A 12,963-nucleotide genomic window follows, 5' to 3' on the forward strand; every position below is an offset into this window, starting at 1 on the left:
GCTGGTCTGGCGTGGACTTTCAGCGGCGAGTCAGCGGGCCAGCGCGGCCGCCTGCTCCAGGCTGATACCCCGGGCGAGCGGGTCAGCGTGCCGGTGCGCGAGCCGCCATTCGGATCCTTCGCGGCGATAGACCAAGGTGACGCGCAGCGGCCAGTCCTGGGCCGGCAGACCGCCGACTTCGCCATGGGCGCGCTCGATGAGCGCGAGAACCACCATGTCGGCCGCGGCATAGGCTTGGACCAGCTCTTGTTCCAGCGTGCCGTTCTTGAAGAAACGCCCCATTGCCTCCCAGCGTTCGCTTGTCATCTCCACGCCGCGTGTCGGCTTTCCGCCGAAAGGCGACATAAGCGTGAAGTCATCGGTGAGCGCAATTAACGCACGATATCGGGCGATGTCACCGCGCATCAGTGCCGCGTTGGCTTCGGCGGTCTGCCTGGTGAGCGTGGCAATCTCCTCGTCGGCGATGGAGACCTGATGGGCAACGGCAGAGTCGCTCGTAGCTTTCGTGATCCCAAGCGACGCGAGACCGGCGCCCGCTGCAGCGAGTGCTGAACGTCGTGAAACTGGCATGAGAATTTCTCCTAAGTTTGTACCAATCCGCAGGCGCAGGCCGCTGGCATCGGTCGCGCCGATGCGATCCCACATCTTTCAACCGGCCGGCATTTTCCGTCAGGGCTTCAAAAGACTGTGCAGCGGCTGGAAGGACAGCTTCGGCCGGATGCCATCCGGTAGGTTCGGCGCGATATGAGCAGCGAAGACGCGCGTCGCGTCTTCCTGGGAGTTCCACACCTCGACGATCCGCCAGCCGGCTGCCACCGGGTGCGACACGTGCATGATGAAGCCCGGCGCCTGCCTCAAAGCGCCACCCGCGAGGGCGAGCATGCCATCATACCCTTGCGGCGACTGTCCGCCGACCTCGGAAATCATCATCACCGACATGGCTGTTTTCCCGCTCAAGGCTGCATTCGTCCGAGCGATGCACCGCTCAACCGGCAGAATTGCATGTTGATCTTGATGAAGCCAATGATATGATTTCAGCAATATGCTGAACGGAATTGATCTTTCACGCGCCGATCTCAATCTCCTCGTCCCTCTTCGAGGCCGTGCTCGAAGAGCACCACGTGGGCCGGGCTGCGGACCGGCTTAATCTGACTCCGTCGGCTGTCAGTCACGGGCTCGGCCGGTTGCGCCGGCTCCTCAATGATCCGCTGTTCCTAAGAACACCCAAGGGCGTCGTGCCGACGGCGCGTGCGACGGAACTGGCCGCGCCGATCGCCGTCGCAGCGTCATGGCGACTGCCGCACCCTTCAACCCCGCCACGGCGGTGCGCCGGTTCGCAATCGGCGCGCCGGACGGTGTCTCAGCCGAGATCCTGCGCCCGCTTCTCGCCAAACTCAGCCGGATTGCGCCACGCCTCGAAATCGGCGTGCGTCAGCTCTTGCCCTCTCCGGCCCGCGTGTGGCGAAGCGCGATTGTCGATCTCGAGGCGCACGCCATCAATATCGCGATCATTCCGTCCGATGACATCCCGCCTCGCCTCGAAAAGCGCTGCATCTACGAAGAAGACTTTGTAATTGCCATGCGCCTTGGACATCCGTTCGCGCGTGATCCGACCCTGGAGCGACATGCAGCATCTGGTGGTCTCGCACAGTGGCGATCCTTATGGCTTCGTGGATGAACAGCTGGCCAAGCAAGGCCGGGCACGACGGATCGCGTTGACTGTTCCCAACTTCATGTTCGCGCTTGCGGTCATCGCCGAGACCGATCTCATTTCGGCCCTGCCGCGGGGGTTCGTTACCATGCATGCGGCGCGTTTCGGCGTCCTGAGCCTCGATGCCCCGTTGCCGTTGCCCGGCTTCCGGCTTAACGCCGTCGCTCCCAAGGTCGCAATGATGGATGCGGGTGTGGCATGGCTTTTCGATCTGCTTGCAGGAGTGGAGCCTACTGCGCAAAAGCACCACAGCGGCCTGCCCCCACTAAGACGGTAATCATAGCTCGGAAAGCTTCGTCGGCTGCCATGGCGGGTGTGCTGTAGGGTAGATTTAATGCCGCGCAGCGTTGATTAAACTGACAACTACGTTTCCGCTGGAGCGCTACTCGCTCGGAGTTGGGAAATGCTTTTCAAGCCAGGTTCGCCACCTTGGCTCCTCCCGTTTTGCAACGCTCGCTGCATCGTCGCCAAAAAGGAAAAACCGCACGGACAGGAATGTCATCCCGCCCATCGGCAAGGCGAAGAGGTGCGCGAGGCCCGGCGCGGGCTGGTCCAGCCGGACCACCAACTCGGGATGGTCCTGCGGCCCTGTTCGTTCGACGACACCCTCGAATGCCCGCGTGTCCGAAGCCACGCGCCGTTGTTCAATCGCATTCGCCAGGCCCAAGGGTTCAACCAGCTTTCGCCATGCATCGACTGAAGCTTGAGAGGACGGGACCAAGAGCTGAAAAGCCGAGCCGTGCTGCCCGGGAAAGTGCGTGAGGTAGAGGCGGAGCAGGCGGAAGAAGGCGATCCATCCGTAGCTGTGGCCTTCGAACTGATCATCCCAATCATCAGAAGTCGCGAACCACCGATGGACAACGCGAACGGTGCAAAGCCCGCCGGACTTCGCCTCGACGGTCCATTCCGTCGCTACCGTTCCCGACTGACCCGGTGCTTCTGCGACAAACCGCTTGGGCGGCTCCCAAGCCGTGATGGTGGCGACCGAATCCATGCTTCCATCGGCAGCGAAATGCGAAACGCTGGTTCCTCCGATGCGGCCTTCGAGTTCGCTCGGCACGAACCATTGAGATATTCCAGGTCCCGTTGCGATCGCGTTCCAGACGTCCTCCGGTGTACCGGGGACATCCACTTGCGCCTCGACCGAGCGATTGCCGGCAGAATCTTTTTTTACTGGCATTGAACGTCCTTTCCTTGCGGATTGGAAGGTGAAGGATGCGCGGTCACGACAAGGCGATGGGACCGCCCCTGCGGCGCCGTTTCGTCGTGATAGCGTGCCGCCAGCGTGGTGATGGCCTCAGCCAGTTCACGCGTGAACGAGGCGCGGTCGGCGGCGGAGCGGAAGCGGATTTCGGTGTCGATCGCCAAGGTCGCCAAGCGCTTGCCGGCATCCGAGGCGGCGCGCTGGAGGGCCCCGATCTCCCGCACCAGCCGAGCGCCGAGCGCGATGAGGTAGCTTGCCGACAGGCGGTCGGCGGTGCGGTCCGGATCGGCGCCGACCGGACCCAGTGCGCTCGTCGAGACGACATAGCTTGTGGCGCTCGCCACCATGAGCCGCTCGGTCAAGCCACCCCACTTGCGCGTCTCTGCAACTTGGACAAGCCCGTGCTCCTCCAGAGCATGCAGGTGGTAATTGATTTTCTGCCGCTTGAGACCGAGGCGTGTGGCGAGGGCAGCGGCCGAGGCGGGCTCCCGCAGTTCCGAGAGGAGCTGACTCCGAACCGGCTCCAACGCGGCGGCGGCCGCGCTTGGCCTATCTATGACCTCGATATCGAGCATGCAGCCCTCATATTGACAAGCTTTCCTGTCAATGCCGTTGACGATTATATTTGTCAAGAGCGAAAGGGCCGCTTCGTTCCAATAAGAGGGCGGCAAGGGTGGGCGAGGGCCGCTAGACGACGCGTCCCCGCCCGCAGCGGGCAATTGCAATGACAGTGCCGTTCGTTGTAGCCATTCCGACCGCTTGATTTTGGAGGAGATGCAGCATGGACCGATTCACTGGCGGTTGCCTGTGCGGCAACGTCCGAATTGTGGCGTCGGGACTCCCATACCGGGTCGGCATTTGTCATTGTCTCGACTGCCGCAAGCATCATGGGGCCCTTTTCCACGCTTCCGCGGTGTTCCCCCAGGATGCGGTGACGGTCGAAGGCGAGACGCGCGACTACGCCGGGCGGTTTTTCTGTCCCCGCTGCGGCTCTACAATTTTCGGTCGCACCGCAGACGAAATCGAAGTGAACCTGGGATCCCTGGATGCCCCTGACCAACTGATGCCGACCTACGAAAGCTGGACCATCCGTCGCGAGTCCTGGTTGCCGCCGTTTCCGCTCACGAGACGATACGAGCGCGATCGTGACGCCACGAGTCGCTTTGAGGAATAGGTCGCACGAACGGTGCGAAAGCGTTTAGGAGGTCACGCCGGCGCGTCACTCCGGAAGACCGGCCTTGCGGAAGCCATCAACGAAATGCTCGAGCGTCGCGGCATCGCGGAATGGCTCCGTCGTGGCCCAGTGGCGGGTGGTGAAATGCGGGTTGCCGACGAGGAACAGTTCGACCTCTGCGCGCGCCTCGTCGAGCCGGCCCAATTGGGCAAGGCTTGCTGCCAGGAAACGGCGCGAGCTCGTACGATAAGTCTCGTCCCTGCGCAGTGTCTCGACAGCGGCTTCGTATGCGCCGGCCGCATATTGCGCCTGGCCGAGCGCCAGGTAGTACCAACTTGCCGGAAACGGGTTCAGCCGGAATGCCTTGCGAATGTGCTCAAGGCCCTCCTCGACCCGTCCGGCCAGGACCGCGATGTCGGATAATGCCGCCCAGGCATCGGCCTCGTTCGGGTCCAGCTCGATCGCCTTGGCGAATTCCGCATCCGCCTCGGCGAAGCTGCGCTCATAGGCAAGCAAGTAAGCCAAAACCCAGCGGCAGCCGGCATCGTTGGGGTCGATCGCCACGGCTTTGCGCGCCAGTTCCAAAGCAACGCTACGGGAAGTTTCGGTTGGTCCGCCGGAATGCACCCATCCCATCCAGTGGTTCATGGCAAGCCAGCGATAGGCCTCGGCATATTCCGGATCGAGCGAAACCGCGCGGGTGAGCATCAGATGCGCTTCGCGCGCCGTCTGCGGCGAATCATCCATCAGCTTGCGCGCCCGCACGCAGAGATCGTAAGCCTCGAGATTTTTGGGCCGGTTGCGCGGCGGCGGTGCGCGCAGCCGGCCGAGCAACGCCTCCACGATCTTGCCGGTGACCTCGTCCTGAACGGCAAAGATATCTTCCAGGCTGCGATCGAAGCGTTCCGCCCATAGATGGTCGCCACTCACCGCGTCGACCAGCTGTGCATTGATGCGCACGCGCCCCGCGGCGCGTCTTGCGCTCCCCTCCAGCAGGTATCGCACGCCAAGGTCCTCAGCGATCTCGCGCACGGCCATCGCCTTTCCTTTGTAGGCAAAGGCCGAGTTGCGTGCGATGACGAACAGGCCGGAGATCCTGGACAGGTCGGTGATCAGATCTTCGGTCAACCCATCCGCGAAGGATTCCTGCTCGGGATCGTTGCTGAGATTGACGAAGGGCAGCACGGCTATCGATGGTTTATCGGGCAGCGGCAAAGGCTTTCGTTTCGCGCCACCGAGCTGTTCGACGGCCCCAGTGAAGCGGTAGCCAACGCGCGGAACCGTGGCGATCCATTCGCCGCCGTCCGCGGCCGGACCAAGCAGCTTGCGCAGCTGCGCGATCTGGACGGTGAGATTGCCTTCCTCGACGGCGGTGCCCGGCCACGCCGCGTCCATCAACTGGGCCTTCTCAAGGATTTCGCCGGGCCGTCCAACGAGCGCCGCAAGCAGCTTTAGCCCGCGGTAGCCAACGGCAACGGGAACATCGTTGCGAAGCAGCGTTCCCGCACCGGCATCAAGCACGAACGGACCAAAGGCAAAGCGCGATCCCTGCATGCGGCGCATTTATAGCCCGTTTGGAAGTTTTGAGAACTATTTGGGAGAGCTTAATTACGACGCTGTTCGTATCCTGCAGAATTCAGCCTCTTTCAGGTCGAGGGTCCCCGGACCTTCAAACCATATGGAGGTTGCTATGAACGATACTCTTGCATCGGCCCGGCATCAGGCAGCGCGGCCGGGAATGCCCGTGGAGCCAGCGGAAATGTCGCGTCGGCACTACAGCCTGGCGACCCTGCGAAGCATTGTCGCGGCCTGGGACGAGCGGAAGCGCTTTCGCTGGGAACTTGAGCAAATGTCGAAGGACAATCCTCATTTGATCGACGATATCGGTCTGACGAGACGGCAGGTCGAGGCAGAGATCGCCAAGCCTTTCTGGAGACGATGATCCTCGTCGCCGCAAGGTCGTGAAGCCGATACCCGTCATCCTCGTCCTTGGTGCGCCAAAAGCATCTCGGAACAGTACTCGCTCGCGCCGGTCGCTGCGCGGACACTGACAAATAGGCGACCATGAGGAAGACCGGCCGCAGGCTCTTCGGCAACATCCGGAACTCGCGCCGCTCGTTTGAGTTGGGCTCCATTCCAGACAGCAAAACGGAATCTTGCCATGAGCCTGCCCGCCCAACGCCGAATGCGTCTCTCCGGTGGAACCGAGCTTGCCTACGTCACCGCGGGCGATCAATCCTATCCCGCTTTGCTCCTCCTGCACGGCTTCCCGAGCTCATCGCGAACATTTCGCGATGTAATCCCTGGCTTGGCGCGCGTCGCCTATGTGGTCGCGCCCGACGTCCCGGGCCATGGCCAGTCCGACGTCCCGCCGACAGCCTCCTTCGCCGCGATCAGCGAGGCGATTTCCGAATTGCTGACCCACCTCGCGATCGGGCGCCGCTTCATCCACATCCATGACTGGGGCGCCGCCGTCGGCCTGCAGATCGCCATGCAAGCGCCCGAGCTGGTTTCGGGCCTCATCATCCAGAACGCAAACGCGCATCGAACCGGCTTCGGCCCCATCTTGGACGCCGTGTTAAAATTCTGGTCAGAACCGACAAAAGAGAACGAAGCGGCCGCAATCCCCGACCTGACCTTTGAATTCACGCGCGAACAATATACCGGCGGCCTGCCAGAGGATGTCGCCGCCACGATCAGGGGCGAACCCTGGGTCGAGGACTGGAGGGTGATGAATCTTCCCGGCCGCATGGAGACCCACCGCGCGCTCATCGCCGACTACAAAAGCCATGCCGCGCGTTTCGATGCCATCGCCGGCTATCTCAAGAAATGGCAACCGCCGGCGCTCATGCTGTGGGGCCGTCACGAGCCCTATTTCGATATCGCCGAAACGCTGTCCTGGATGCAGGATCTGCCACGTATGGAGGCGCATATTTTCGACGGCGGACATTTCCTGCTTGAGACGCATGCCGAACCAGCACTCTCCCTCATGATCGACTTCATCAAGCGAACACAGGAGATCCACGCAGTTCCCGTCGCTTTAGACCCAACCCAAGACCAGACTTCAGCGGCGATTCCATCCGGCGGGCCGCGAGATCAAGCAGGAACGTAGGTCAACCTGATCACGTCCTCGCCAATCCAATCATTGGTCATAAGGCGGAGCGGCGGCCGGGGTCCGGCGAAATATGGCTTGCCGTGGCCAAGCACGACGGGGTGCAGGTAGATTCGATACTCATCGATCAGACCAAGTTCGGTGAGGCTTCGCGCCAAGTCCGGGCCAGCAACTTCGATCTCCCCGTCGCGCTCGGCCTTCAGCTCTCGGATCGCGCCTTCAAGATCATCCCCAACAAGCGTGGCGTTGGGGCCAACCAACTTCAACGAGCGCGAGACGACCCATTTCGGCTGGTTCCGCCACGCCGCCGCAAAGGCGTATTGCTCTGCATCCCATTCAGGATGATCGTCGTCCCAGTAACGCATGACCTCATACATTTTGCGACCGTACACACTGCCCGCCTGCCCCTGAGCCTCCTCGATGAAGTGGCCGAAGAGCGTCGGGCTTGGCGCAAACGCCGTATGGTCGACGTAGCCGTCCAGGGACTGGTTCATTCCGAACACGAGCTTAGCCATACCCGCCTCCTTTCCTTACGCGGCACATCCGCGCCGTTCTGGCTGCGTTATGCAATCGGTTGCAAGTTAGATCGACTGATGGCCGATCGACAGAAGCGAGAAATTATGCCGCACCTCCTTCTGAATTACGATTGCCCGGATTGCTGCTTCTTTGATCCAGTTAAGGTTCTTTCTTTCGCAAGTCCTTCACGACATCGAGGAAAGCCCGCAGTGCCGGCGGCACGGCTCGATGTCCGGGATAGTAGACCGCGACCCCTTCCGGGGCGGGCATCCATGCGGTCAGGACCTTACGCAGCCGGCCATCGGATATGGCCGCTTCGGCGGCCCAATCCGCCACATAGGCGATGCCCAGACCCTCTATTGCGGCTTCGACCATCAGTTCCTCGTCATCGAGGATGATGGAGCCGTTTGCGTCGATCACGAGTTCCTGGCCGGAGCGTTCGAACTCCCATCGATAGAATTTGCCGCTGGGCATACGATGGCCGATGCAATGGTGGCGTTGCAATTCCTCGGGCGTTCCCGGGTCGCCGAAGCGATCGAGATAGGCGGGCGAGGCGACACAGATGAACGTCAACGGGCGTGCAAACGGCACGGCGATCATGTCCTTGGGGACCGATCCGAGGAGGCGCACGCCGGCATCGAACCCGGTGGACACGATATCGATGAGCCGCCCCTCGACGACGATGTCCACGGTCACGTCCGGGTGGCGCTCTGCCATCTGCGGAAGAACCCAGCGAACGAGAAGCCCGGCCACCAATCGCGGTGCGTTGATGCGGACCGTGCCCGCGACATTGCCCCGGAACCCCGCGACGCTGTCGAGCGCCTCGTCCAGCGAGGCGAGCGCCGGCTGAAGGCGGTCGAGCAACTGGAATCCGGCTTCAGTCGGTGAGACGCTGCGTGTGGTCCGGTTCAAAAGGCGCACGCCCATGCGTTCCTCGAGCGCACGCATCGCATGGCTCAATGTGGAAGGTGCCGTGCCGATCTCGTCCGCTGCGCGGCGGAAGCTGCGGTGTGTGGCAACGGCCAAAAAGGCGGTGAGATCGTTGAGCGACGGGCGGGGCATTGATGGGGATTTTGCATCATCTCATGCCGACTTCAACGGCTAATGCGCGCAATGCGATTGCCATATCTCCTGCCTGGATCAATTGGAGATGATGAGAAATGGAAAAGACCTGGCTCATAACGGGTGTGTCGTCCGGGCTAGGCCGGCTGCTGGCGGAGAAGGCCCTGATCAGGGGAGACCGCGTCGTCGGTGCCAGCCGCAGCGAGGACGCACTTCCCGCCCTGCGTGCACGCTACCCCGAACGGCTCCGCATCGTCGCAATGGACCTCAAGACCCAGAGCTCGGTCCGCGCCGCGGTCGACCGCGCCTTCGCCGCATCCGCTCGGATCGACATCGTCGTCAGCAATGCTGGCTATGGGCTGCTCGGCGCGGCGGAAGAGGCTGGCGATGTGCAGGTTCGGGACATCATCGACACCAATCTCATCGGCTCGATCGCACTCATCCGGGCGGCGTTGCCGCATCTGCGCAGCCAGGGTGGCGGCCGGATTCTACAGGTATCGAGCGAGGGAGGCCAGATCGCCTATCCGGCTTTCAGCCTCTATCACGCGACCAAGTGGGGTATCGAGGGGTTCGTCGAGTCCGTGGCGCAGGAGGCTGCTCCCTTCGGCATCGAGTTCACCCTTGTGGAACCTGGGCCGGCGCGGACCGGGTTCGGCGGCAATCTCGCGCGGACCAAGCCGCTCGCGGCCTATGAGGGAACACCCGCCGGTCAGATCCGCGAGGCGCTCCGTGGCTCTTGGGTGATCAAGGGCAACCCCGAGCGCATGACGGACGCAATGATCAGGCTTGCCGATCAGGATGGTCCGCTTCCGAAGCGGCTGGTGCTCGGTGCCGAGGCCTATGCCGGCATCCGCAAGGCTCTCGGCGGGCGCATCGAGGAGCTCGACCGGCAGAAGGACGTCGCCGTCGCGGCGGATTTCACCGACGAGGAGCTGGCGCGGCTATGACCCACCCTGTCCCGCCGATCCACACCTGCATGGCACCGTCGTGCAGCTCCGCCCGTTGATCCGATAGATTCCCCCGGCTCCGGCCCGCTGCCGGTCCGCTCCCGCTATCAAGGCAGAAAGGAACACGAAATGCCTGTACGTGACGCCATCTATCCGGCCAAACGCCACGCGTTATACGATATTCATCGATATTCCGCGGCCATTCGCTCCGGCGATCTTCTCTTTGTGTCGGGTCAGGTCGGGAGCCGTGAGGACGGCTCGCCCGAGCCGGTATTCGAGGATCAGGTTCGGCGGGCCTTCGCCAATCTGCGCGCGGTCTTGGCCGCCGCCGGGTGCAGCTTCGACCACGTCGTCGACGTCACCACCTTCCACACCAACCCGGACGAACAGATCGAAACGGTGCTGGCCGTCCGGGCGGAAGAGGTCGGCGCACCTCCCTACCCGAACTGGACTGCAGTGGGCGTCAATTGGCTTGCCGGCTTCGATTTCGAGATCAAGGTCATCGCCCGCATCCCTTCGACGACCAGCAGTCATCCGGCGGACAAGCGCTGATCGCTCGCCCCGCAGTTCTGTATTGGCGATTTGCACCCGACGACGGAACGGCAGCGCGGCACGCCCCAGCACGGGCTCGCGATGTCCGTCCAACGATGAATATGCTAGCTTTGCCTTGGGCCAAAATACGTCATTCGGCCGCAACGATTCGAACTTTTCACCACCGATCACCGCCGTTACTACGCTCTCTCGCCTCTTGGCTATTTCGCGCTCCTCGTGCGGACGTAGTTCCAGCGGCGATGGGCGGCAATTTTTCGATGTTGGCGTCGTGGAAATGGCAAAAATTAGCCCGCCGGAAGAGATCAAACTGGGCACCATTATGTGATTGAAGTCGCTCTGTAAAAACTTTCAGGCAGTTTCAGGAGCTTTGGCCTTTGCGAGGTCCTGCAGGAACTCTTCCATCAGCGGCCTGTCACCGAACCGGCGGTAGGCGCGCTCTGCTTCCAGCGAGAATTCCGGATGCGCCTCGATCAGCTTTGCCATCGTCTGCTGGGCTGCCTCGACCTCTCCGCCCCCGCCCTGCAAAGCGGCCTGAATCAGAAGGCAGTTTGCATCGCGCGGCGCCCGGATCAGGCATTCCTCTATGACGGCGGAAGCCTCATCGCGGCGGTCAGCCGCGTAGAGCGCCTGCCCGTGCACATAGGCATAGTACTCGGGCGCCATAGGATGAAGGCGGCGGGCCCGCTCTGCGTTGGCGACGGCATCATCATATTCCCCGAAGCGAACCTGCGCCTTTGCAAGCGCCATCATGCTGTCGGGATCGTTAGGGTTGAGCTCCACAGCGCGCCGTGCGGCTTGCAAGCCGCCTGAATAGTCGCCCTGGACGGCAAGCCCGAAGCTGATGACCTGATAGCCAAGGCCAAGATTGGGGTCGAGACGGACCGCCTGCCGAGCTTCGCTAAGCCCAAGATGGAGCTCCGGGGCGTTTGCCCGGCCCTCACCGCTCTGCGCCACGCTGGCGATATAGGTCAGCGCGAGGCCTGCGCGGGCGGCCGCATAGGAGGGGTCCATTTCAACGGCGCGCTGGTAGAGGCCCCGCGCTTCCAGAATGTCCTGCGGGTCATTGGCGCCGTGCCGGTAGCGGTTGCGGGCCTGCAGCACAAGGTCATAGGCCTGCAGATTGTCGGTCGGGCGCTCCGCTGCCGCCGCCGCCTCGCTCCTGCCGATATAGGGCGCGATCTGCGCGACGATTTCGGTGGTCAGCTCGCTCTGGACGGTGAACACATCGGCGACCTGCCGGTCAAAACTGCGCGACCACAGATGCGCGCCTGTCTTTACATCGATCAGCTGCGCCGACACGCGAAGCTGGTCGCCTTCACGGCGGGCGCTGCCTTCAACCACATAATCAACGCCGAGCTTCGCCCCGAGCTTGCGCACGTCCGTATCCTGCCCGTGCACGGCGTAGGTGGAATCGCGCGCGATTACCTGCAGCTCTGAATTGCGGGCAAGGGCTGTCGTCACATCCTCGGTCAGTCCGTCCGCGAAATACGATTGCTCGCCGCTGCCGCTCATCGCGGCAAAAGGCATGACCGCCACTGACGGCCTGGGGTCGGCGCGGCTCTGGTCCATGGACAAGGCCGCCGGGATGCGGCTGACCATGGCTGCCAGGGAGAGCGGCTGGATTTGGGTGCCGATGAGGATGAGGGCTATGGCGGCCGCGCCATAAGACCAGCGGGCGGCGGTGCTGCGCAGCACCTGCGGCACCTGCCGCCATGACGACCACGGAGAGCCCGCGCGCCTTACGCGGTAGACGTTGAGAAGTTCGGGAATGTTCTTGGCCCGCCTGCGGCCGATGCGGACGAACCTGTCCGCGCTGTTGCGGTCGGCCGCCATCACCACGGCGCCGCTGACGAATATCTGCCCCGGATCGCACATGGCCTCAAGACGGGCGGCCACATTGACGCCATCGCCGTATACGTCGCCGTCATCTTCGATGACGTCGCCAAGATTGATGCCGATGCGCAGCTCGAACGGGCCCTTGTCGAAACCTTCCTGTATGGCCAGCGCCGCATCAACCGCTTCGTTGACGCTGGGAAACATGGCGAGAAAGCCGTCTCCCGTCGTCTTGACGATGCGCCCGCCATGGCTGGCAATGGTCGGGTCAATGAGCTCATCAAAAACAGCGCGCAGCTTCGCGTAGGTGGAAGCCTCGTTTTCAGCCATCAGCAGGCTGTAGCCGACGATATCGGCGGCCATGATTGCCGCGAGCTTGCGTTCCATCAGCATTATTCCTGAGCGGCGGGCCATGCACGGACTGTTACCACTGACACTTAAGGCGACGCACGGGCCAAGATTAGACCCATAATCCCGGATAGACTATCAAGACAGCTCACAAATGCGTGACGATTGTGGCCTATACCGTTCTGACCTTCGTCAGCCCATCATCTGCTTCGTCCGGAGCCGTCCGTCGCCGCACTGGCGGAGGGCGACGCCGCATTGAACGGCTTAGGCCCTGCCTGCCTGCCTCACCACGCGCTGCGCCCTTCCTTGCAGAAGGACGGCTTCAGCAGGTGCTGGTGCCCGCCCTTTCCAGGCTATCAACTCTATTATCCAAGCCGTCGCCAGAATTCCCCCGCGTTCGCTCTCCTGATCGAAGCGCTCCGCTGGCGAGGATAGCCCGGCAGGACCAACAAACAAGTTCAGCGCTGCTTCGCCCTTCATCGCAATTTGGTCTGTGCCATTAAC

At 62.6% G+C, this 12,963-nt stretch carries 13 protein-coding genes and 2 pseudogenes; 7 read left to right on the forward strand and 8 right to left on the reverse strand.

Translation table 11 applies throughout. The annotated features are described in order from the left end of the window. Positions 1 to 30: 30 nt before the first annotated feature. Complete coding sequence (locus tag A9K68_RS02195) at positions 31 to 645, reverse strand: nuclear transport factor 2 family protein (RefSeq protein ID WP_246811279.1); 615 nt, start codon at positions 643 to 645, stop codon at positions 31 to 33. 24 nt (positions 646 to 669) lie between these two features. Then, positions 670 to 939 carry a hypothetical protein gene (locus A9K68_RS02200; protein ID WP_065011683.1) on the reverse strand — a complete coding sequence of 90 codons (270 nt, stop codon included), beginning with the start codon at positions 937 to 939 and terminating at the stop codon, positions 670 to 672. 103 nt (positions 940 to 1,042) lie between these two features. Here A9K68_RS02200 and A9K68_RS02205 point away from each other — a divergent pair. Next, positions 1,043 to 1,988: pseudogene (locus tag A9K68_RS02205) on the forward strand (LysR family transcriptional regulator). A 105-nt stretch (positions 1,989 to 2,093) separates the two neighbouring features. Here the strand turns inward: A9K68_RS02205 and A9K68_RS02210 are convergent. Further along, positions 2,094 to 2,891, reverse strand: coding sequence for an SRPBCC domain-containing protein (locus A9K68_RS02210; RefSeq protein WP_065011569.1), 798 nt, complete (start codon positions 2,889 to 2,891; stop codon positions 2,094 to 2,096). Continuing rightward, positions 2,882 to 3,490 carry a helix-turn-helix domain-containing protein gene (locus A9K68_RS02215; protein ID WP_065011570.1) on the reverse strand — a complete coding sequence of 203 codons (609 nt, stop codon included), beginning with the start codon at positions 3,488 to 3,490 and terminating at the stop codon, positions 2,882 to 2,884. Before A9K68_RS02215 ends, A9K68_RS02210 begins: the two co-directional genes overlap by 10 nt. 206 nt (positions 3,491 to 3,696) lie before the next feature. Between A9K68_RS02215 and A9K68_RS02220 the strand changes: the two genes are divergently transcribed. Then, a complete protein-coding gene (locus tag A9K68_RS02220; RefSeq protein ID WP_065011571.1) occupies positions 3,697 to 4,089 on the forward strand; it encodes a GFA family protein in 393 nt (130 codons plus the stop codon). A 45-nt stretch (positions 4,090 to 4,134) separates the two neighbouring features. Here A9K68_RS02220 and A9K68_RS02225 read toward each other — a convergent pair whose 3' ends face one another. Further along, the gene (locus A9K68_RS02225; protein WP_065011684.1) at positions 4,135 to 5,643 is read right to left on the reverse strand and encodes a winged helix-turn-helix domain-containing tetratricopeptide repeat protein; all 1,509 of its coding nucleotides are present in this window, start codon (positions 5,641 to 5,643) and stop codon (positions 4,135 to 4,137) included. A 184-nt stretch (positions 5,644 to 5,827) separates the two neighbouring features. On the opposite strand from A9K68_RS02225, the gene A9K68_RS02230 reads away from it, so the two are divergent. Then, positions 5,828 to 6,031 carry a DUF1127 domain-containing protein gene (locus A9K68_RS02230; RefSeq protein WP_065011685.1) on the forward strand — a complete coding sequence of 68 codons (204 nt, stop codon included), beginning with the start codon at positions 5,828 to 5,830 and terminating at the stop codon, positions 6,029 to 6,031. A 219-nt stretch (positions 6,032 to 6,250) separates the two neighbouring features. Beyond that, complete coding sequence (locus A9K68_RS02235) at positions 6,251 to 7,201, forward strand: alpha/beta hydrolase (RefSeq protein WP_082982709.1); 951 nt, start codon at positions 6,251 to 6,253, stop codon at positions 7,199 to 7,201. Here A9K68_RS02235 and A9K68_RS02240 read toward each other — a convergent pair. Together A9K68_RS02240 and A9K68_RS02245 are read right to left on the reverse strand one after the other, a co-directional pair. Further along, on the reverse strand, positions 7,186 to 7,716 hold the full coding sequence (locus tag A9K68_RS02240; RefSeq protein WP_065011572.1) for a dihydrofolate reductase family protein: 531 nt from the start codon (positions 7,714 to 7,716) through the stop codon (positions 7,186 to 7,188). The two genes, A9K68_RS02235 and A9K68_RS02240, sit on opposite strands and share 16 nt — an antisense overlap. Before the next feature lie 160 nt (positions 7,717 to 7,876). Continuing rightward, positions 7,877 to 8,779, reverse strand: a complete 903-nt coding sequence (locus tag A9K68_RS02245; protein ID WP_065011573.1) for a LysR family transcriptional regulator — start codon at positions 8,777 to 8,779, stop codon at positions 7,877 to 7,879. Positions 8,780 to 8,877: 98 nt separating this feature from the next. Between A9K68_RS02245 and A9K68_RS02250 the strand changes: the two genes are divergently transcribed. Continuing rightward, entirely contained in the window at positions 8,878 to 9,726 is an 849-nt protein-coding gene (locus A9K68_RS02250; RefSeq protein WP_065011574.1) for an SDR family oxidoreductase, read from the forward strand. A gap of 129 nt (positions 9,727 to 9,855) precedes the next feature. Then, the gene (locus tag A9K68_RS02255) at positions 9,856 to 10,278 is read left to right on the forward strand and encodes a RidA family protein (RefSeq protein WP_065011575.1); all 423 of its coding nucleotides are present in this window, start codon (positions 9,856 to 9,858) and stop codon (positions 10,276 to 10,278) included. A 348-nt stretch (positions 10,279 to 10,626) separates the two neighbouring features. Here A9K68_RS02255 and A9K68_RS02260 read toward each other — a convergent pair whose 3' ends face one another. After that, on the reverse strand, positions 10,627 to 12,498 hold the full coding sequence (locus A9K68_RS02260) for a tetratricopeptide repeat protein (protein WP_065011686.1): 1,872 nt from the start codon (positions 12,496 to 12,498) through the stop codon (positions 10,627 to 10,629). Between the two features lie 294 nt (positions 12,499 to 12,792). On the opposite strand from A9K68_RS02260, the pseudogene A9K68_RS32415 reads away from it, so the two are divergent. Continuing rightward, a pseudogene (locus A9K68_RS32415) lies at positions 12,793 to 12,894 on the forward strand (LysR family transcriptional regulator); the annotation flags it as partial. Positions 12,895 to 12,963 lie beyond the last annotated feature (69 nt).

It is taken from the genome of Mesorhizobium sp. AA22 (assembly GCF_001672375.2).
GTDB lineage: Bacteria > Pseudomonadota > Alphaproteobacteria > Rhizobiales > Rhizobiaceae > Mesorhizobium > Mesorhizobium wenxiniae.